We start from the raw sequence: 20,683 nt of genomic DNA on the forward strand, positions 1-20,683 counted from the left end.
GAACTCACCGCGTGTCGGTGCGCGAGGGGCTCAGAAAAGTGAGGATCCGGCCGGTCTGCCCGAGGATGGCGTGACCGGCATCGGGCAGAACCTGCACGTCCGCGTCGGGGAAGCAGCGCCGTGCACGCTCGGCGCTCTCGCCGGAATCGAACATGACGTCCCGTGTGCCCACCACCACCAGGACGGGTGCGGTCACGGTACCGAGCGCGTCGTCCGGAAATACCGGGAGTTTCTCCGTCCGGGGCCGGAACGCGCCGAACGTCTGTGCCACGTCGTCGAGCACAGGGGCGACTTCGGGGCCGGTCAGGCCCGTGACCCGTGCGACGGCGCGCCGCCGGCCCCACCGTCCGAGCGGCAGCGTCGCCATCGCGGGCAGCATGCGCAGGGGCGTCGCGCGGCCGATGCCGCCGGGGCAGAGGAGAACCAGGCGTGTCACGCGGCCGGGTCGCCGGATGACGTAGTCCAGCGCGCTCCATCCGCCGAGCGACATGCCGACCATCGCGCACGTGGTGATACCCAGTCCGTCGAGCACCTGGTCGAGCCACCGGGCGGACTCGTCGGTGTCGAGCCGAGGTCGCGCCGGCGCGCTGAGTCCGGGTTCACCGACCAGGTCCACGGCGTAGGTGCGGAAGCTCCCGGCCCACGAGGCGATGTCACCGAGCCACGTCGACGTGTTCGCGCCGGCGCCGTGCAGCAATACGAGGGGAGGCGCATCCTTCGGGCCGGACGCCACCACGAAGGTCTCGCCTGCGTCGGTCGGGATCCGAACGTGCTCGGAGGGCACCGGCCACGTCGCGAGGTGCTCGCGATAGCGCTGCAGCACCTGCTCGGCGGCGGTGGCGGACTTGTAGATGGAGTTCACGACGCGAGGATCCCTTCGATGTAGTCGAGCAGCCGGGCGGTGTCGGCGAGCCCTCCGAGGACGACGACTTTCATGCGCCCGCGTTCCTCGTCGTAGACGGTGTCGATCCGCAGTGGTGGTCCGGCGTCGCGAGTGCCCGCGGCGGCGGTCAGCACAGTGGTGAGGCGGTGTGCCGTCTCCGGGCTCACGGCGTCGATGTCGACGATGCTCGAGACGTCGGTGTGGCGTTGTCTTCGCACCGTCTCGCGCGGCGGCGCCGGTACCGCCCTGCCGGTGAAGGCGTCGAGGTCGGTGTGTGCGATGCGGTACTGCTTGCCGATGCGCACCGCGGGAAGCTTGCCGTCGCGGACGTAGTTCCGGACGGTGCGTACGTGCAGGCCGAGGCGTTCGGCGACCTGCTCGACGGAGAGCAGCGTTTCTTCCATGAAAATACCGTATCGCTCCCTATCGTGATGTCAATAGGGAGCGATACGGTATTTTGGGGAAGGTAGGGACGGTGGTCAGGTGGTGAGTACCAGGAGGAATCCGCCGCCACCGGCGTCGATCCGCGTCGTGACCGACAGCCCCGGGGCGAGTCGCGACAGCCGGTCCACGAGCCAGTCACCGGCCTCGACCGCATCGGCCTTGCTCGGACAGCGGGCGACGGCGACGCGGCCACCCTTGCGCGTGAGTTGCTCGACCACACCGATGATCGGGGCGGGATCGACGACGAACAGGTGGTCGGGCCACGGCACGACGGGTTTGACCGCACCCTTCTTGGTGTTGCACGCCCGGTGCGCGAGTCGTTCCTGGCCGCCCTTCGCGCCCTTCTTCGCCGTCGTGATGCTGTCGACGCTCGGACCGCGCGGATCGTTGACCGACATGGTGGCGTCCACCGGCTCGTCACACAGCCAGCATCGCCACGCGTCGCGTTCGCCCACTTCGTCCATCTTGCTCATGGGGTCGACGCTACACAGCGGCGTGAGCGGGTCACCGTGCCGATAGCCCGGGGGCGAGGGACGACCGGCAGGTCAGCGCTCGGGACGTGGCGCGTGCGGGTCGACCGCGGGGAACACCTCGGTGGGTGCGTCGTCGTTGCGCCAGGCGGGGTCGGCGGCCGGCGCGCTCGCAACCGTGGCCGGTTCGCGCTGCTCCCGGGGCGCCGTCCGGTCGCTCTCGTCGGTCTTCTCGCCGCGACCGGCGAAGAACCGGCCGGCGGTCACTGCGGCCATCGCCGGCAGGAACACCAGGAGCACCGTGAACGCGGCACCGGAGGTCAGTTCGAACAGAATCGACTTCACGCCGATCGGGATGGCGGTGAGCGTATCGACGAGCCAGGTGAGGAACCCGGCCACGATGCCGGTGACGGCGCCGGCCGCGAGCCACCGCATCGTCAGGTCCTCCCCGTCGTCCGGGTCGGGGTACGCCCTCCGGTCGCGGATTCCGTCGATGCCGGCCCACACGACCGCCGCCAGAATGACGACGGCCAGACCCAGCCATCGCAGAATCGATCCCTGCAACGGCCACTGCATGAGGGCGGCACCGAGTAGGGCGCGCACGATCACGTGGACGAGGGAAAGCCCCAGTCCGCGAACCAACCACGGTTTCATGTACCCGAGAGTAACGGCTTCGGGCGGGAAAGTGTGTCTCGTCCCACACCGGGGCGCGGGGTACGTTGGGCGAATGTCCGCCGACCACGCCTCCCGTCGTCGCGCACTGCGTGCCCTGCTCGCCGAGCGCGACCTCGACGCCCTGCTCGTGACCGACCTTCTCAACATCCGGTACCTGACCGGCTTCACCGGTTCGAATGCCGCTCTCGTCGTCGCCACGGACGACGACTCCGACGAAAGCCGCACCGTGATCAGCACGGACGGCCGGTACGTGACCCAGGTCGCCGCCCAGGTTCCGGACCTGCGCGCGGACATCGCGCGGGCCTCCGCCGCGCATCTCGTCGCCGCCGTGACCGAACCGCCCGCGACCTGGGGCTTCGAAAGTCACGTCGTCACCGTCGACGAGCGTTTCCGGTGGGACGGGCTCGGGAGCGCCGCGCGTTTCGTCCCTGCGCCGGGACTCGTCGAGGAATTGCGCATGGTCAAGGACGAATACGAGGTGGGCCTGCTCCGTGAGGCGTGCGCGGTCGCCGACCGCGCACTGGCCGATCTGATCGAGGCGGGCGGTTTGCGGCCGGGGCGTACCGAGAAGGAGGTCGCGCGAGATCTCGAGTGGCGCATGTTCGAGCACGGCGCGGACGGCATCTCGTTCGAGACGATCGTCGCGACGGGCGAGAACTCGGCCGTCCCGCACCACCGGCCCACCGGCGCGGTCCTCGCGGCGGGAGATTTCGTCAAGCTCGACTTCGGTGCCCAGGTGGGCGGATACCACTCCGACATGACCCGCACGTACGTGCTCGGGCACGCTCAGGACTGGCAGCGCGACGTGTACGACCTGGTACTGAGGGCGCAGCGCGCCGGGCGGGAGGCACTTGCGCCGGGTGCGGAGTGCGCCGCGGTGGACGCCGCCGCGCGCAGTGTCGTCGCCGCTGCCGGGCATGCGGATCTGTTTCTCCACGGCCTCGGGCACGGGGTCGGACTCGAGATCCATGAAGCGCCGGGAATCGGGGCGGCGGCGACCGGTACACTTGTCGCCGGTGCGGCGGTGACCGTCGAGCCGGGTGTGTACTTCTCGGGGCGCGGAGGCGTGCGGATCGAGGACACGCTCGTGGTGCGGGAGCAGACTCCGGAATTGCTCACGCTCACCGACAAGACATTAACCGTCGTTTGAGGCGGTTTCCCCGACTCTAGGAGACGCGAAGTAAGTGGCTGACACCAGTGATTTCAAGAACGGACTCGTTCTGAAGATCGACGGCCAGCTCTGGCAGATCATCGAGTTCCAGCACGTGAAGCCGGGCAAGGGCCCCGCGTTCGTGCGTACGAAGCTCAAGAATGTGACGTCGGGCAAGACCGTGGACAAGACCTGGAACGCCGGTGTCAAGGTCGAAACCGCTACGGTCGACCGCCGTGACATGACGTACCTGTACAACGACGGCACCGATTACGTGTTCATGGACTCGCAGACCTTCGACCAGATCTCGATCAGCCCCGAGCTGCTCGGCGACGCCGCGAAGTTCCTGCTCGAGAACATGGCCGTGCAGGTCGCGACGAACGAGGACGTTCCGCTGTTCGTGGAGCTGCCCGTGACGATCGAGCTCGTCGTCAAGCACACCGACCCCGGCCTCCAGGGCGACCGCTCGACCGGCGGCACCAAGCCGGCGACCCTCGAGACCGGCGCCGAGATCCAGGTCCCGCTGTTCATCAACACCGGCGACAAGCTCAAGGTCGATTCCCGTGACGGCAACTACCTGGGGCGAGTGAACTCCTGAGTGTCCGGTACCCAGAAAAAGCTCGGGGCCCGTCACAAGGCCCGTAAACGCGCTGTCGATCTGCTCTTCGAAGCAGAAGCACGCGACGTTCATCCCGCCGACCTCGCGGCCGACCGGGTCGAACTCGCCATCGCGGACGACCAGGTCGCACCGGTCCCGCCGTATGCGCAGACCATCATCAACGGTGTCGCCGACAACCTCGACGAAACCGATCGCGTCATCGCCGACCATCTGCACGAGTGGACACTCGATCGGCTGCCCGCCGTCGACCGAGCGATCCTCCGCATCGCGGTGTGGGAGTTGTTCCACGCCACGGACGTGCCGCCGGTCGTCGCGGTCGACGAAGCCGTCGAACTCGCCAAGCAGTTGTCGACCGACGATTCGCCGGCATTCGTCAACGGCGTACTCGGCCAGATCGTGGTGGTCGCGGACCAGGTGCGCGCCGCAGCCGCAGCCACCCTGGTCCGGCCGCCTGCCGAGGCGCCCTCGCAGGACTCCGACGAGTCCTGACGGGACTTCGGTTCCACCTTCGTTGAGCGGGTTCCCGTGGGCATCGTCCCATCGGAGCCCGCTCACGTGCTTTTCATCCCGCGTTTCCACCGCCGGGGATGTCGACGTCCTGTGTTGCGCTTCACCCGCGCACCGCGCTTTCGGGCAGGTGCACGCTGCTAGGCTCGAACACTGTCAGGCATCCTTTAACGATCCGTCCAGTGAGGCGGAGAAGGAGGTCGCTGCATGACCGTGTCCGAGGACGGGTCCACAGCTTCTACCCATTCTGCGTCTCCCGCCGACGCACCCGCGCGTGAGCTTCTCTCCGCGGCGGATGTGCACCGCACCATCGCGCGAATCGCGCACCAGATCATCGAGAAGACCGCGCTCGACACCCCCGCCGAAGCGCGGCGTGTCGTCCTCCTGGGCATCCCGACGCGCGGCATCACGCTCGCGAACCGGCTCGCCGACCGCATCGAAGAATTCTCCGGTGTCCGCGTGCCCGTCGGTTCACTCGACATCACCTTGTACCGGGACGACCTGCGCACCAAGCCGCACCGCCCGCTCGAGCGCACCTCGGTGCCCGACGGCGGCGTCGACAACACCCTCGTCGTGCTCGTCGACGACGTCCTGTTCTCGGGCCGTTCCGTGCGCGCCGCTCTCGATGCGCTCCGCGACCTCGGGCGTCCGGAAGCCGTACAACTTGCCGTGCTGGTCGATCGCGGCCACCGCGAACTCCCGTTGCGTGCCGACTACGTCGGGAAGAACGTTCCCACCGCGCGCAGCGAAGACGTGCGAGTGCTGCTCACCGAACAGGACGGCCGCGACGCCGTGGAGATCTCGGGAGGCAAGACCCAGTGAAACACCTGCTCACCATCGCAGATCTCGACAAGGATTCCGCGACAGGGCTTCTCGACGAAGCAGAACGTTTCGAGCAGGCGTTGCTCGGCCGTGAGGTCCGCAAGCTTCCCACGCTGCGTGGCCGCACCGTCATGACGGTGTTCTACGAGAATTCGACGCGCACCCGCGTCTCGTTCGAAGTCGCGGGCAAGTGGATGAGCGCCGACGTGATCAACGTCTCGGCCTCCAGTTCCTCCGTCCAGAAGGGCGAATCGCTGCGCGACACGGCGCTGACGCTGCACGCAGCCGGAGCGGATGCGCTCATCGTCCGGCATCCCGCCTCCGGCGCGGCGCACCGGATCGCGCAGTGGACCAACGAGTCCGGATCGGGCCCGGCCGTGATCAACGCCGGCGACGGAACACACGAACATCCGACGCAGGCGCTGCTCGACGCGCTCACCCTGCGTCAGCGGCTCGGCGGAATCGAAGGACGCCGCGTCGCGATCGTCGGCGACGTGCTGCACAGCCGCGTGGCGCGTTCCAACGCTCTGCTGCTGAGCATGCTCGGCGCGGAGGTCGTGCTCGTCGCTCCCCGCACCCTGCTGCCGGTCGGTGTGGAGACGTGGCCGGTGCGTGTCGCGGAGTCGCTCGACGCCGAACTGCCCGGACTCGACGCGGTGCTGGTGCTGCGCGTGCAAGCGGAGCGGATGAACGGCGGGTTCTTCCCGTCGGCCCGGGAGTACTCGATCCGCTACGGCCTCAGCGCCAAGCGCGCCGCGGTGCTTCCCGAGCATGCCGTGGTCCTGCACCCGGGACCGATGCTGCGCGGCATGGAAATCGGGTTCCCGGTCGCCGACGCACCGCAATCCGCCATCCTGCAGCAGGTCGGCAACGGCGTGCACGTGCGCATGGCGGTGCTGTTCCGGCTGCTCGTCGGTACGGAAGGCAACCTGTCGTGAACGCCGCTTCGGAACACACCCACGGAAGAGGAGATACCCCGGTGACGCCGCAGGTGCTCATCCGCAACGTCCGGCTCTACGGCGAAGGGGATCCGGTCGACGTCCTGCTCGGCGACGAGCAGATCCTCGCCGTCGGACCGGGACTCGACGCCGACGCGAACGTCGAAATCCTCGACGGCACCGATCGCATCCTGCTGCCCGGTTTCGTCGACCTGCACACTCATCTGCGCGAACCCGGACGCGAGGACACGGAGACGATCGACTCGGGTTCGGCCGCGGCCGCCCGCGGCGGCTACACCGCCGTGTTCGCGATGGCGAACACCGATCCGGTTGCCGATTCGGCGGTCGTGACCGACCACGTGTGGCGTCGTGGCCAGGAGGTCGGCCTCGTCGACGTGCATCCGGTCGGTGCCGTGACGGTCGGTCTCCAAGGCAGGCAACTCGCCGAGATGGGGTCCATGGCCTCCGGCATCGGGCAGGTCAAGTTGTTCTCCGACGACGGAAAATGCGTCGACGATCCGCTGCTCATGCGCCGCGCGCTCGAGTACTCGTCCTCGCTCGGAGTGCTCATCGCCCAGCACGCCGAGGAACCCCGCCTGACGGTCGGAGCCGTGGCACACGAGGGACCCACGGCCGCACGCCTCGGCCTCGCCGGGTGGCCGCGCGCCGCCGAGGAGTCCATCGTCGCCCGGGATGCGCTTCTTGCGCGCGACGCCGGTGCACGCGTGCACATCTGTCACGCGTCCACCTCGGGCACGGTCGCGCTCGTGGAATGGGCCCGCTCGCAGGGCATCGCCATCAGTGCGGAAGTCACGCCGCATCACCTGCTGCTCGACGACTCGCGGCTCGAGACCTACGACGGCATCAACCGTGTCAACCCGCCGCTGCGTGAGCGCTCGGATGTCGAGGCCTTGCGCCGGGGACTGGCGTCCGGGGTCATCGACTGTGTCGCCACAGACCACGCTCCGCACGCCGATCAGGACAAGTGCTGCGAGTTCTCACAAGCGCGTCCCGGAATGCTCGGCCTCGAAACGGCGTTGTCCATCGTTATCGAGACAATGGTGCGTCCCGGTCTGCTCGACTGGCGCGGTGTCGCGCGGGTGATGAGCGAGCGCCCCGCAGAGATCGTCGGGCTCGACGACCAGGGGCGCCCGCTGGAGGTCGGTGAGCCGGCCAACGTGGTGCTCGTCGATCCGGACACCGAGTGGACGGTGCACGGGCCGGACCTGGCGAGCATCGCCGGCAACACCCCGTACGAGGACATGACCTTGCCGGGACGGGTCACCGCGACAGTGCTGCGCGGCCGGATCACCGCCCGCGACGGCGCGGTATACCCCCGGACCGACGGAAAGTAGGAACACGAGATGGACCGGATAGTGCTCACCGTCGGATTTCTGGCGTTGTGGGTCGTGCTCGTACTGCTGATGTGGAAGGGCTGGCGCGGCCGGGCCCGACGACAGCAGGACGCGATCGGGGAACTGCCGGTGGTGCCCGCGGAACTGGGGGAGCGGCTCATCGAGCCGAGCACGGGCCTGTACGTCGGCAGCACGCTGGCGCCGAGCTGGCAGGACCGCGTGGCGGTGGGCGACCTCGGCTTCCGCGCCAGTTCCGAACTGAGCCGGTACCGGACGGGAGTGCTTCTGGAACGGCACGGCGCGTCGCCGATCTGGATTCCCGAGGAGTCGATCCGCGTGATCCGGACCGAACGCGGCTTGGCGGGCAAGGTCATGACGAAGGACGGCGTGCTCGTGATCCGGTGGCAGCTGCCGTCGGGGACCGAGGTCGACACGGGCTTCCGTGGGGACGACAAGTCGATCTATCCACAATGGACTCGGGAACAGACTCGGGACGAGAACGAAAAGTGACGATCACAACGACGATGACGATCACAGCGACGACGAACATCACGAAGACGAACACGACACGCGAGATTTCCGCCCGTACGGCCGGTTCTGGTGCGGTCGAGAAGAACGGAGACAACGCATGAGCGGCGGAACATTCGGAGCCGGCACCGCGGTGCTGGTCCTCGAAGACGGACGGGTTTTCCGTGGCACGCCTTTCGGTGCGGTCGGACAGACCCTCGGCGAGGCCGTGTTCAGCACGGGCATGACCGGATACCAGGAAACACTCACCGACCCCAGCTACCACCGGCAGATCGTCGTGGCCACCGCGCCGCAGATCGGCAACACCGGCTGGAACCACGAGGACAACGAGTCCGTCGGGCCCACCGGTGACGCCGCAGATTCGAAGATCTGGGTGGCCGGGTTCGTGGTGCGAGACCCGTCGCGACGTGTCTCGAGCTGGCGGGCGAGCGGATCGCTGCAGGACGAACTCGCGCGGCAGAACGTCGTCGGGCTCGCGGGGATCGATACCCGCGCACTCGTGCGGCACCTGCGCACCCGCGGCTCGATGCGGGCCGGCGTGTTCTCCGGCGACGCTCTCGTGTGGAAGGGCGACGACCTCGATGTAGACGCACTCCTCGACCGGGTCAAGAGCCAGCCGTCGATGCTCGGCGCAGACCTCGCCGGTGAAGTGAGCACCAGCAGCGGATACGTGGTCGAACCCACCGGCGGCGACCCGCGCTTCACCGTTGCCGCGATCGACCTGGGCATCAAGACCAACACGCCGCGGATGTTCGCCGAACGCGGCATCCGCGTGCACGTGCTGCCGTCCAGCGCGACGCTCCACGACATCTTGGACCTGAAGGCCGACGGTGTGTTCCTGTCCAACGGCCCCGGCGACCCGGCGACCGCGGACGGGGCGGTGCACCTGACCAAGGAAGTGCTCGGACAGGGCCTGCCGCTGTTCGGCATCTGCTTCGGAAACCAGATCCTCGGCCGCGCGCTCGGCCTGAACACCTACAAGATGAAGTTCGGTCACCGCGGCATCAACATCCCGGTCGTCGAACACGAGACCGGCCGCATCGCCATCACCGCGCAGAACCACGGTTTCGCGCTCGAAGGTGAAGCGGGCCAGGAGTTCGATACTCCGTTCGGCCGCGCGGTGATCAGCCATACCTGCGCCAACGACGGTGCCGTCGAAGGCGTCAAGCTCGCCGACGGTTCCGCGTTCTCCGTGCAGTACCACCCGGAGGCAGCGGCCGGGCCGCACGACGCCTCCTACCTGTTCGACCGTTTCACCCGCATGCTCGAGGGAGAGAAGAACTGATGCCACGCCGTACCGATCTCTCTCACATCCTGGTCATCGGCTCCGGCCCGATCGTCATCGGGCAGGCCTGCGAGTTCGACTACTCCGGCACCCAGGCGTGCCGGGTCCTCCGCGAGGAGGGCATGCGCGTCTCGCTGGTCAACTCCAACCCGGCGACGATCATGACCGACCCGGAGTTCGCCGACGCGACCTACATCGAGCCGATCACCGCCGAGTACGTCGAGAAGGTCATCGCCGCGGAAGCTGCGAACGGCACTCCGATCGACGCGGTGCTCGCGACGCTCGGCGGCCAGACCGCGCTCAACACCGCCGTTGCGCTGTCCGAGCAGGGCATCCTCGACAAGTACGACATCGAGCTGATCGGCGCGGACTTCGACGCGATCCAGCGCGGCGAGGACCGGCAGAAGTTCAAGGACATCGTGGCCAAGTGCGGTGGCGAGTCCGCCCGCTCCGCGGTCTGCTACACGATGGACGAGGTCCGCGCGACCGTCGCCGAACTCGGATACCCGGTCGTGGTGCGCCCGTCGTTCACGATGGGCGGCCTCGGCTCCGGCATGGCGTACAACGAAGCCGACCTCGAGCGCATCGCCGGTGGCGGTCTCGCCGCGTCGCCGACCGCGAACGTGCTGATCGAGGAGTCGATCCTCGGCTGGAAGGAATACGAACTCGAGCTGATGCGGGACGGTCGCGACAACGTCGTGATCGTGTGCTCGATCGAGAACGTCGATCCGGTCGGTGTGCACACCGGTGACTCGATCACCGTGGCACCGGCGATGACGCTCACGGACCGCGAATACCAGAAGATGCGCGACCTCTCGATCGCCATCCTGCGTGAGGTCGGCGTCGAGACCGGCGGCTGCAACATCCAGTTCGCCATGGACCCGAGCGACGGCCGCCTCGTCGTCATCGAGATGAACCCGCGCGTGTCGCGGTCGTCGGCGCTCGCGTCGAAGGCCACCGGCTACCCGATCGCGAAGATGGCCGCCAAGCTCGCCATCGGTTACACACTCGACGAGATCGTCAACGACATCACCAAGGAAACGCCCGCGTGCTTCGAGCCGACGCTCGACTACGTCGTGGTCAAGGCTCCGCGGTTCGCGTTCGAGAAGTTCCCGGGGGCCGACGGCACCCTCACCACCACGATGAAGTCTGTGGGCGAGGCGATGTCGATCGGCCGCAACTTCGCCGAGGCCTTCGGCAAGGTGCTGCGTTCGCTCGAGACCAAGCGTGCCGGATTCTGGACCGGCCCGGAGGTCGAGGGGTCGCTCGACGAGCTGCTGAAGGCGATCGAGACGCCCACCGACGGCCGGATCTACCAGGTCGCCCAGGCGTTCGAGCTGGGTGCGACCCTCGAGCAGGTCTTCGAGGCCACCAAGATCGATCCGTGGTTCCTCGAGGAGATTTCGCAGATCGTCGGGATGGGGGACAAGGTCCGCGCCGCCGAGACGTTCGGTGCCGAGGAGCTGCGTTACGTCAAGCACCACGGTTTCTCCGACCGCCAGATCGCGGCGCTGCGTCCGAGCCAGTTCGCGGACGAGGACGCGGTCCGCGCGCTGCGCAACGAGCTCGGCGTGCATCCGGTGTACAAGACGGTCGACACCTGTGCGGCGGAGTTCGAGGCGAAGACCCCGTACCACTACTCGACCTACGAACTCGATCCGAACGCGGAGACCGAGGTCGCGCCGCAGCCCGACAAGCCGAAGGTGCTGATCCTCGGCTCGGGTCCGAACCGCATCGGCCAGGGCATCGAGTTCGACTACTCGTGCGTGCACGCGGCACTGACGCTCTCGGATGCCGGCTACGAGACCGTGATGGTCAACTGCAACCCCGAGACGGTCTCCACCGACTACGACACCGCCGACCGCCTGTACTTCGAGCCGCTCACCTTCGAGGACGTCCTCGAGGTGTACCGGGCGGAGTGCGAGTCCGGCACGGTCGCCGGGGTCATCGTGCAGCTCGGCGGACAGACGCCGCTGGGGCTTGCGCGGCGGCTGAAGGCGGCGGGAGTCCCGATCGTGGGGACGAGCCCCGAGGCGATCGACCTCGCCGAGGACCGCGGCGAGTTCGGACGGGTGCTCGAAGAGGCCGGTCTGCCCGCCGCGAAGTACGGCACCGCCACCACCTTCGACGGTGCTCGTGACATCGCGGCCGAGATCGGTTACCCCGTGCTCGTGCGCCCGTCGTACGTGCTCGGCGGCCGCGGCATGGAGATCGTCTACGACGAGAAGTCGCTCGCGGACTACATCTCCCGCGCCACGGAGATCTCCGACGACCGCCCGGTCCTCGTGGACCGCTTCCTCGACGACGCGGTCGAGATCGACGTGGACGCCCTGTGCGACGGCACCGACGTCTACATCGGCGGGATCATGGAACACATCGAGGAAGCCGGAATCCACTCCGGTGACTCCGCGTGTGCCCTGCCGCCGATCACCCTCGGACGCTCCGACATCGAGAACGTGCGCCGCTCGACGGCAGCGCTCGCGGCCGGGATCGGGGTCAAGGGCCTGCTCAACGTCCAGTACGCGCTCAAGGACGACATCCTGTATGTCCTGGAGGCCAATCCTCGGGCGAGCCGCACCGTGCCGTTCGTGTCCAAGGCCACCGCGGTCCAGCTCGCCAAGGCGTGCGCTCGGGTGATGCTCGGTGAGTCCATCGCCGAACTGCGCGAGGCCGGGATTCTGCCGGCCGAGGGCGACGGCAGCGTGATTCCGCTCGGGGCACCGGTAGCCGTGAAGGAAGCGGTGCTGCCGTTCAACCGGTTCCGCCGCGCCGACGGAACCGGTATCGACACGTTGCTCAGCCCGGAGATGAAGTCCACCGGCGAAGTGATGGGCATCGACGACGATTTCGGTACGGCGTTCGCGAAGAGCCAGACCGCCGCCTACGGATCGCTGCCCACCTCGGGCACGGTGTTCGTCTCGCTCGCGAACAAGGACAAGCGGTCGATGATCTTCCCGGTCAAGCACCTCGCCGACCTCGGATTCCACATCGCTGCCACCGTCGGGACCGCAGAGGTCCTGCGCCGCAACGGTGTTCCCTGCGAACACGTCTACAAGGTGTCCGAGGAGGAACGCCCCGAAGGTGCACCGGACGTGGTCGATCGCATTCGTGCCGGCGACATCGCCATGGTGATCAACACGCCGTGGGGTAATTCCGGACCCCGCGTCGACGGGTACGAGATCCGCAGCGCGGCTGTCGCGGCGAACATTCCGTGCATCACGACGGTGCAGGGTGCGTCGGCGGCGGTGCAGGGCATCGAGGCAGCCATCCGCGGTGACATCGGCGTCAGCTCGATTCAGCGGATGCACGCACGACTGCGCGAAGCCGCGGTCGACGGACAGTCGTGACCACGTTCGGAGGGCGGCTCGCGGATGCGCTCGCGAGCCGCGGGCCGCTCTGCGTGGGCATCGACCCGCATCCGCAATTGCTGACGGCGTGGGGTCTCGGAGTCGACGCCGACGGACTCGACAAGTTCAGCGAGCTGTGTGTGGAAGCGTTCGACGGGGTCGTCGCCGTGGTCAAGCCGCAGGTCGCGTTCTTCGAGGCGTTCGGTTCGGCGGGTCTGGAAGTTCTCGAACGCACCATCGCCGTACTGCGCGGTTCCGGGACGCTCGTCGTCGCCGACGCCAAACGCGGTGATATCGGCTCCACCATGGACGCGTACGCCCGCACCTGGCTCGCCGACGAGTCGCCGCTGTGCTCGGACGCGGTGACCGTCTCGCCCTATCTCGGTTTCGGTGCGCTCGCTCCGGCACTCGATCTGGCGGCGCAGACGGGCCGTGGGATCTTCGTGCTGGCAGCGACCTCGAATCCGGAGGGAGCGCAGGTGCAGCGGGCCCGGCTCGACGACGGTCGCACTGTCGCTCAGGCGATGGTCGACGAGGCCGCGGCGTGCAATACCGGAGCCGGCCGCCTCGGGTCGGTCGGTGTGGTGGTCGGCGCGACGCTGACCGACGCTCCCGACTTGCGGGCCTTGAACGGCCCCATCCTGATGCCGGGAGTGGGGGCGCAGGGCGGAACCGCCGACGACGTCCGACGGCTCGCAGCGGGCAATCTGAGGGCCGTGGTGCCGAACGTGTCCCGGGAGGTGCTGCGCGCGGGACCGTCCGTCTCCGCGTTGCGGGAGGCTGTCGCCCGCACGGTCGAAGGATTCGCGTTCCTTCAGGACTAGTTCCTCCACGACCGAGTTCCTCGAGGGCTGAGGGGGTCGAGGTCCGTACGTGCACGTGTACGGTCCTTGACCTGCGGATCCGCGCGCCGCGACACGCGGAACCGCAAGATTTTTTTCCGGGGTTCTCGATGACACCCTCCACGGCCGGCAGTGATCTTGCGCGCTCACCCGGCGGTGGCGGCGTGTATGTCCATCGAGACGCCGTGACCTGCGACTTTTCACCGTTCGGGCAGGTCGGCCCGCAAAATTCGCGGGATCTTCCGGCGGCGTGTGGGCCCCGGAATCGGCACGCACTACCGCACGGATTTTCGAGCGTCACGGCGGGGGGGCGGTTCGCATTCGACGGAAGTCGTGAGTACGGTCGCTATCGCCGCTGGTTACAGCGGTGAAGACTGAATTCCAACGATGAGACGGAGGAACCGTGGCCCTTCCCCAGCTGACCGATGAGCAGCGCGCCGCTGCTCTGGAGAAGGCGGCTGCTGCCCGTCGTGCCCGGGCAGAGCTCAAGGAGCGCCTCAAGCGCGGCGGCACCGACCTGAAGCAGGTGCTGAAGGATGCCGAGAACGACGAAATCCTCGGCAAGATGAAGGTTTCCGCTCTGCTCGAGGCCCTGCCGAAGGTCGGCAAGGTCAAGGCGCAGGAGATCATGACCGAACTGGAGATCGCTCCGACCCGCCGTCTGCGCGGACTCGGCGATCGCCAGCGCAAGGCCCTGCTCGCCAGGTTCGATTTCGACGCCTGAGACCGTGGTAGCTGACGCACACCCCGTGACGGACAGCGCACCCGCAGCGCGGAGGGGCCGGCTGATCGTTCTGGCCGGCCCCTCCGCGGTCGGTAAGTCGACTGTCGTGCGCCTTCTGCGCAACCGGGTGCCGAATCTGATGTTCAGTGTCTCCGCGACCACCCGCGCCCCACGACCGGGCGAGGTGGACGGGGTGGACTACCGCTTCGTCACCCGCGAGGAATTCGACCGCATGATCGACGACGGCGAGTTGCTCGAATGGGCCGACATCCACGCAGGCCTGCAACGTTCGGGCACACCCGCAGCGCCGGTACGCGAGGCGCTCGCCGCCGGGCGACCGGTGCTCGTGGAGGTCGATCTGGTGGGAGCCCGCGCAGTGCGGGCCGCGATGGACGAGGCCGTCCTGGTCTTCCTCGCACCGCCGAGCTGGGAGGTGCTCGTCGAGCGCCTCACCGGACGCGGCACCGAATCCGCGGACGTGGTGGCCCGCCGCCTGGACACCGCGCGCACCGAACTCGCCGCTCAGGACGAGTTCGATGTCGTCGTTGTCAACGATGATGTCGACCGTGCGTGCGAAGAATTGGTATCCTTGTTAGTCGGTCCCGAAAACGGGTGACCGGAGCGTGCTTGCGGGCGCCCGACCGGTGCCGTTTGCAGAGTCCGCCGACGCTAGATTTCTATCCCGCGAAAACTCAGGAGAACACCGAGTGAGCAGCATGCAGTCAGCAGCGATCGACCTCGAGGGCAACGCCCTTCCGGTCTACGACACTCCGCTGGGTATCACCAACCCGCCGATCGACGAGCTGCTCGAACGCGCCTCCTCGAAGTACGCCCTGGTGATCTACTCGGCCAAGCGCGCCCGGCAGATCAACGATTACTACAACCAGCTCGGTGACGGCATCCTCGAGTACGTCGGCCCGCTCGTCGAGCCGGGTCTGCAGGAGAAGCCGCTGTCCATCGCGCTGCGCGAGATCCACGCGGATCTGCTCGAGCACACCGAAGGCGAGTGAGCCTTCACGCCGCGGACGGCGCTCCGGAAACCGGACAGCGCCGCCGCGTCGTCGTCGGAGTCGCCGGCGGGATCGCCGCGTACAAAGCGTGCGCACTGATCCGGGCGTTCACCGAGAACGGCCATCACGTGCGGGTCGTTCCCACCGAATCAGCACTTCAATTCGTCGGGCGCGCCACCTTCGAGGCACTCTCCGGTAACCCCGTGCACACCGGCGTCTTCGCCGACGTGCCGGAGGTACCACACGTGCGGTTGGGGCAGGAGGCCGACCTCGTCGTCGTCGCGCCCGCCACCGCCGACCTCATGGCCCGGGCGGTATCCGGCCGCGCCGACGATCTCCTCACGGCAACTCTTCTCACCGCGCGGTGCCCGGTGATGTTCGTGCCCGCGATGCACACCGAGATGTGGGAACACCCCGCCACGGTCGACAACGTCGCAACTCTGCGTCGTCGCGGCAGTGTCGTGGTCGAGCCCGCCTCGGGTCGCCTCACCGGCAAGGACACCGGAGCGGGGCGTCTGCCCGAACCCGACGAGATCTACGCGCTGGCAGCACTGATGCTCGAACGTGCCGACGCGCTGCCCCGCGACCTGGTCGGCCGGCGCATCGTCGTCTCCGCAGGTGGCACGCGCGAACCTCTCGATCCGGTGCGGTTCCTGGGCAACCGCTCGTCGGGCAAGCAGGGCTATGCGCTTGCCCGCCTGGCCGCGCAGCGCGGCGCGGACGTCACCCTCGTGGCCGGCGCGGTCGCAGGCCTCGACGATCCTGCCGCCGTGGACGTCGTGCGGGTGCAGACCGCCGCGCAGATGCAGGACGCGGTCACCAAGCATGCCGCGACCGCCGACGCCGTCATCATGTCGGCCGCGGTCGCCGATTTCCGCCCCGCCGCCTTCGCCGAAAGCAAGATCAAGAAGGGTGCGGGCGAACCGGACTCGATCGCGCTGACGAAGAACGACGACATCCTCGCCGGACTGGTGCGCTCCCGTGCCGACGGTGGACTGTCCAAGGACACCGTCATCGTCGGATTCGCAGCCGAAACCGGCGACGAACACGGCGACGTCCTGACCTATGCGCGTGAGAAACTTGCCCGCAAGGGCTGCGATCTTCTCGTCGTCAACGCCGTGGGCGACGGCAAGGCATTCGAGGTCGACCACAACGACGGATGGTTGTTGTCCGCGGACGGCTCCGAGACGGCGCTCGCCCACGGATCCAAGGCTCTGATGGCAAGCAGGGTCCTCGATGCACTGCGACCGCTGCTGGCGCAGGTAGAACGGACGTAGAGTCCGATGATTTTAATACTCGCGCCGACGCTGCCGGGACAGTAGCGTCGGCACAGTGGCCGGGCTCGACCCGACCGGGAGTGCGTGCCGCTCCACAGCGTTCGTCCAGAGCTAGACACATCAGTCGAGAGGGAGTTCTGTGAGCAAGACCGGCGGTCGGCTTTTCACCAGCGAGTCCGTGACCGAGGGGCACCCGGACAAAATCTGCGACGCGATCAGCGACTCGGTCCTCGACGCGCTGCTCGCGGACGACCCGCGTGCCCGTGTCGCAGTGGAAACGCTCGTGACCACCGGTCAGGTGCACGTGGTGGGTGAGGTGACGACCTCCGCGTATGCCGATATCCCCAAGATCGTGCGCGACCGCGTGCTCGAAATCGGGTACGACAGCTCGTCCAAGGGCTTCGACGGCAACTCCTGCGGCGTGAACATCGCGATCGGCGCGCAGTCGCCGGAGATCGCCGGGGGCGTCGATGTCGCGCTCGAGGCTCGTAGCGGCACGCTGACCGACGACGAGGTCGCGCTGCAGGGCGCCGGCGACCAGGGCCTGATGTTCGGATACGCATGCTCGGAAACCCCGGAACTGATGCCGCTGCCCATCTCCCTCGCGCACCGGCTCTCGCGCCGGCTGACCGAGGTGCGGAAGACCGGTGTGCTCCCGTACCTGCGGCCGGACGGCAAGACCCAGGTCACCATCGAGTACGAAGGCGACAAGCCGGTCCGCCTCGACACCATCGTGATCTCCACTCAGCACGCCGCGGATATCGACCTCAACAACCTGCTCACCCCGGATCTCCGGGCGCATGTCGTCGACGCCGTACTCGCGGACCCGAACCTCGCCGGTCTGGACGTCGCCGATGTCCGGCTGCTGGTCAACCCGTCCGGATCGTTCGTGCTCGGCGGCCCGATGGGCGACGCCGGCCTGACCGGACGGAAGATCATCGTCGACACCTACGGCGGCATGGCCCGCCACGGCGGTGGCGCGTTCTCGGGTAAGGACCCGTCGAAGGTCGACCGTTCCGCCGCGTACGCCATGCGCTGGGTCGCCAAGACGGCCGTCGCTGCGGGACTGGCGGACCGGATCGAGGTGCAGGTCGCATACGCGATCGGCAAGGCCGCTCCCGTCGGCCTGTTCGTCGAGACCTTCGGCACCGAAAAGGCCGATCCCGCGCGGATCCAGCAGGCGGTCAACGAGGTCTTCGACCTGCGTCCCGGCGCGATCGTCCGCGACCTGGATCTTCTGCGCCCCATCTACGCCCAGACGGCTGCGTACGGTCACTTCGGCCGCACCGACATCGAACTGCCGTGGGAGAACACCGACCGCGCCGACAAGCTTCGCGCGGCCGCCGGACTCTGACGGTCACGGTCGCACCCGGGTGGCTGCCGCCACACGCGCTGCCGACAAGCGCGCTGCCGACACACGCGCTGCCGAGGTCGACCCGGTAGGGCGCGTTCTGCCGCTGCTCTCCGTGCCGCACCTGGACCGGGAGTTCGACTACCTCATCCCGCACCACCTCGACGCGGACGCCCGGCCGGGCGCCCGCGTCCGAGTGCGTTTCGCGGGCCGGCTCGTCGACGGGTTTCTGCTCTCCCGCACCGCGACGAGCGAACACCCGGGCAAACTCGGGGCGCTCGACCGCGTCGTGTCGGCCGAACCTGTTCTCACGCCCGAGATCGCTGCGCTCGCCGACGAAGTGGCGACCCGCTATGCCGGCACCCGCGCCGACGTACTCCGGCTCGCCGTACCACCGCGTCACGCCCGGGTGGAAGCGGAAGAACCGCGACCGGTCGATCCGCCGGCGGTCCCGGCGTTCGATCGTGGTCCCTGGGCGCGTTACCGGCACGGTGAGAACTTCCTCGAAGCTCTCTCGTCGGGTCGCGCACCTCGGGCGGCGTGGCAGGCACTTCCCGGGGAAGACTGGCCGACCCGCCTCGCGGAACTCGCGGCGCTCACGGCGGCGGCCGGTCGTGCGGCGGTGCTGGTGGTTCCGGACCAGCGCGACCTCGACCGTGTGCTCGCCGCCTGCGTGCACGTCGCCGGCGCAGAACACGTGGTAGGACTGACCGCGGGTCTCGGTCCGGCCGAACGGTATCGCCGATGGCTGGCGGCTCTGCGCGGCTCGGCCCGGATCGTGGTGGGCACCCGCGCCGCGGTGTTCGCACCCACACCCGACCTCGGGCTCCTCGTCGTCTGGGACGACGGTGACGACCTGCATTCCGAGCCCCGGTCGCCGTACCCGCACACCCGGGAAGTCGCCGCGCTGCGGGCGCACGCCGTGGGCGCGGCCGTCGTCATTGCCGGGCACGCGCGGACCGCCGAGACGCAGGCGCTCGTCGACTCGGGCTGGGCACACGACCTGCTCGCCCCGCGCGAGGTGCTCCGGGCGTGGGCGCCGAAGATCACCGCGCTCGCCGACAGCGATCAGGCGATCGAGCGTGACCCCGCTGCGCGCGCCGCCAGATTGCCGGCGATCGCGTTCGCGGCGGCGCGGGCAGCACTCGGATCGGGACATCCGGTGCTCGTGCAGGTCCCGCGCCGCGGGTACGTGCCGGCCCTCGCCTGCGGTAAGTGCCGCGCCCCGGCGCGGTGCCGACGGTGCAACGGCCCGTTGGCGCTGCCGGCGGCGGCGGGGCCGGACGGTGCCGCGATACCGGCGTGCAAGTGGTGCGGGGTCGCCGACGCCACCCACCGGTGTCATGCCTGTGGTGCGCGTTCGCTGCGGGCCGTCGTCGTCGGTGCCGGCCGCACCGCCGAAGAACTCGGGCGCGCGTTTCCCGGGGTACCGGTGATCACGTCGGGCGGCGGCGAGGTCAAAGCCACCGCGCCGGGAGGTGCCGCACTGGTGGTGTCGACGGTCGGCGCGGAACCCGTCGCCGACGGGGGATACGGTGCCGCGCTGTTGCTGGACGGGTGGGCGCTGCTCGGGCGTGCCGACCTCCGAGCCGCCGAGGAGGCGATGCGGCGGTGGCTGGCGGCGTCGGCGCTGGTGCGGCCGTTCGCGGACGGTGGGCAGGTGGTGGTGGTCGCCGACTCCGGGATTCCGACCGTGCAGGCACTGGTGCGGTGGGATCCGGTAGGTCACGCCAGGCAGGAGGTCGCCGAACGCACCGAAGTCGGCTTCCCTCCCGCCGTGCACATGGCTGCGCTCGACGGTGGCTCCGCCGCAGTCGCGGAGCTTCTCGAGGCGACCCGTCTGCCCGACGGAGCCGAAGTGCTCGGACCCGTTCCGCTGCCTCCGGGACAGCGACTGCCGTTCGGCTCGGACGGCCCGGAACCCGAGGAGGTGCACCGCATGATCGTGCGGGTCGCCCGGCATCGGGGCCGGGACCTGGGCGCCGCGCTGCGGGAAGCGCAGGCGACCCGGACCGCGCGCCGTGCGGACGGCCCTCTACGTGTTCAAGTGGACCCGCCGCGTATCGGTTGATCCCGCCACGGTCAGGTGAGCGAGCGAACCTCGGCCACAGCGTATTCCGCGACCGATGCGGACACGACGGATGCGGCTGCGTCGCTGTCGGGTCCGGATCCACGGAAGCGCTCGACGGCGGAGGGGGAGTCCCACCGCTCGAACACCACGACGCGAGACGGATCGATCAGGTCTGCGGTGACAGAGAATTCGAGGCACCCGGGGGCGAGGCGCGCCTGTTCCACGACATCGGCGCATCCCGCGAGGTAGCTCCCGCGTGCGCTCGGGTCGACGACGATGTGTCCAGCGACGATGATCATGTTTCTCCTCGTGGTCGGGCCTCTCACACGGTGTGACCGGCGCAACAGCGAGAACTCATCGCTGTCACCGCACACGAACGGTGCCG

At 68.6% G+C, this 20,683-nt stretch carries 21 protein-coding genes; 16 read left to right on the top strand and 5 right to left on the bottom strand.

The genetic code is table 11. The features are described 5' to 3' along the window. Positions 1-4: 4 nt before the first annotated feature. From ACLQ3J_RS02490 to ACLQ3J_RS02505, 4 genes are all read right to left on the bottom strand, one after another. Positions 5-862 carry an alpha/beta fold hydrolase gene (locus tag ACLQ3J_RS02490; RefSeq protein ID WP_425902056.1) on the bottom strand — a complete coding sequence of 286 codons (858 nt, stop codon included), beginning with the start codon at positions 860-862 and terminating at the stop codon, positions 5-7. After that, positions 859-1,287 (bottom strand): helix-turn-helix domain-containing protein, encoded by a 429-nt coding sequence (locus ACLQ3J_RS02495; RefSeq protein WP_169652158.1) that lies wholly within the window; start codon positions 1,285-1,287, stop codon positions 859-861. The genes ACLQ3J_RS02490 and ACLQ3J_RS02495 overlap by 4 nt, the downstream gene beginning before the upstream one ends. A gap of 75 nt (positions 1,288-1,362) precedes the next feature. Further along, positions 1,363-1,791: a hypothetical protein gene (locus tag ACLQ3J_RS02500; protein ID WP_378527840.1), complete on the bottom strand. Its 429-nt coding sequence runs from the start codon at positions 1,789-1,791 to the stop codon at positions 1,363-1,365. Between the two features lie 81 nt (positions 1,792-1,872). Then, a complete protein-coding gene (locus ACLQ3J_RS02505) occupies positions 1,873-2,451 on the bottom strand; it encodes a B-4DMT family transporter (RefSeq protein WP_296550780.1) in 579 nt (192 codons plus the stop codon). Positions 2,452-2,524: 73 nt separating this feature from the next. Between ACLQ3J_RS02505 and ACLQ3J_RS02510 the strand changes: the two genes are divergently transcribed. From ACLQ3J_RS02510 to ACLQ3J_RS02585, 16 genes are all read left to right on the top strand, one after another. Then, complete coding sequence (locus ACLQ3J_RS02510; protein ID WP_296550779.1) at positions 2,525-3,622, top strand: M24 family metallopeptidase; 1,098 nt, start codon at positions 2,525-2,527, stop codon at positions 3,620-3,622. Positions 3,623-3,656: 34 nt separating this feature from the next. After that, entirely contained in the window at positions 3,657-4,220 is a 564-nt protein-coding gene (efp, locus tag ACLQ3J_RS02515) for an elongation factor P (RefSeq protein WP_169621808.1), read from the top strand. Continuing rightward, positions 4,221-4,730 carry a transcription antitermination factor NusB gene (gene nusB, locus ACLQ3J_RS02520; RefSeq protein ID WP_169621809.1) on the top strand — a complete coding sequence of 170 codons (510 nt, stop codon included), beginning with the start codon at positions 4,221-4,223 and terminating at the stop codon, positions 4,728-4,730. Between the two features lie 225 nt (positions 4,731-4,955). Then, the gene (gene pyrR, locus ACLQ3J_RS02525; protein WP_169652154.1) at positions 4,956-5,570 is read left to right on the top strand and encodes a bifunctional pyr operon transcriptional regulator/uracil phosphoribosyltransferase PyrR; all 615 of its coding nucleotides are present in this window, start codon (positions 4,956-4,958) and stop codon (positions 5,568-5,570) included. Continuing rightward, entirely contained in the window at positions 5,567-6,508 is a 942-nt protein-coding gene (locus tag ACLQ3J_RS02530; RefSeq protein ID WP_169621811.1) for an aspartate carbamoyltransferase catalytic subunit, read from the top strand. The genes pyrR and ACLQ3J_RS02530 overlap by 4 nt, the downstream gene beginning before the upstream one ends. A 41-nt stretch (positions 6,509-6,549) precedes the next feature. Next, on the top strand, positions 6,550-7,863 hold the full coding sequence (locus ACLQ3J_RS02535; RefSeq protein ID WP_169621812.1) for a dihydroorotase: 1,314 nt from the start codon (positions 6,550-6,552) through the stop codon (positions 7,861-7,863). Between the two features lie 9 nt (positions 7,864-7,872). Next, on the top strand, positions 7,873-8,373 hold the full coding sequence (locus ACLQ3J_RS02540; RefSeq protein ID WP_425902057.1) for a transporter: 501 nt from the start codon (positions 7,873-7,875) through the stop codon (positions 8,371-8,373). Positions 8,374-8,491: 118 nt separating this feature from the next. After that, entirely contained in the window at positions 8,492-9,676 is a 1,185-nt protein-coding gene (carA, locus tag ACLQ3J_RS02545; RefSeq protein WP_169621814.1) for a glutamine-hydrolyzing carbamoyl-phosphate synthase small subunit, read from the top strand. After that, the gene (gene carB / locus ACLQ3J_RS02550; RefSeq protein WP_425902059.1) at positions 9,676-13,023 is read left to right on the top strand and encodes a carbamoyl-phosphate synthase large subunit; all 3,348 of its coding nucleotides are present in this window, start codon (positions 9,676-9,678) and stop codon (positions 13,021-13,023) included. Before carA ends, carB begins: the two co-directional genes overlap by 1 nt. After that, complete coding sequence (gene pyrF / locus ACLQ3J_RS02555) at positions 13,020-13,847, top strand: orotidine-5'-phosphate decarboxylase (protein ID WP_169621817.1); 828 nt, start codon at positions 13,020-13,022, stop codon at positions 13,845-13,847. Before carB ends, pyrF begins: the two co-directional genes overlap by 4 nt. 421 nt (positions 13,848-14,268) lie before the next feature. Next, complete coding sequence (mihF, locus tag ACLQ3J_RS02560; RefSeq protein WP_006551450.1) at positions 14,269-14,589, top strand: integration host factor, actinobacterial type; 321 nt, start codon at positions 14,269-14,271, stop codon at positions 14,587-14,589. Between the two features lie 64 nt (positions 14,590-14,653). Further along, positions 14,654-15,205: a guanylate kinase gene (gmk, locus tag ACLQ3J_RS02565; RefSeq protein ID WP_296550808.1), complete on the top strand. Its 552-nt coding sequence runs from the start codon at positions 14,654-14,656 to the stop codon at positions 15,203-15,205. 100 nt (positions 15,206-15,305) lie between these two features. Next, positions 15,306-15,599, top strand: a complete 294-nt coding sequence (rpoZ, locus tag ACLQ3J_RS02570) for a DNA-directed RNA polymerase subunit omega (protein ID WP_169621973.1) — start codon at positions 15,306-15,308, stop codon at positions 15,597-15,599. Beyond that, positions 15,596-16,876, top strand: coding sequence for a bifunctional phosphopantothenoylcysteine decarboxylase/phosphopantothenate--cysteine ligase CoaBC (coaBC, locus tag ACLQ3J_RS02575; protein WP_169621819.1), 1,281 nt, complete (start codon positions 15,596-15,598; stop codon positions 16,874-16,876). The genes rpoZ and coaBC overlap by 4 nt, the downstream gene beginning before the upstream one ends. A gap of 139 nt (positions 16,877-17,015) precedes the next feature. Next, a complete protein-coding gene (gene metK / locus ACLQ3J_RS02580; protein ID WP_296550777.1) occupies positions 17,016-18,230 on the top strand; it encodes a methionine adenosyltransferase in 1,215 nt (404 codons plus the stop codon). A gap of 19 nt (positions 18,231-18,249) precedes the next feature. Next, complete coding sequence (locus tag ACLQ3J_RS02585; RefSeq protein ID WP_425902061.1) at positions 18,250-20,298, top strand: primosomal protein N'; 2,049 nt, start codon at positions 18,250-18,252, stop codon at positions 20,296-20,298. Positions 20,299-20,309: 11 nt separating this feature from the next. On the opposite strand, the gene ACLQ3J_RS02590 is transcribed toward ACLQ3J_RS02585, so the two are convergent. Continuing rightward, entirely contained in the window at positions 20,310-20,597 is a 288-nt protein-coding gene (locus tag ACLQ3J_RS02590; RefSeq protein ID WP_169621823.1) for a putative quinol monooxygenase, read from the bottom strand. Positions 20,598-20,683: the final 86 nt, after the last annotated feature.

The sequence above is a fragment of the Rhodococcus sp. DT1 genome (genome assembly GCF_049844875.1).
In the GTDB taxonomy this organism is placed as follows: domain Bacteria; phylum Actinomycetota; class Actinomycetes; order Mycobacteriales; family Mycobacteriaceae; genus Rhodococcus.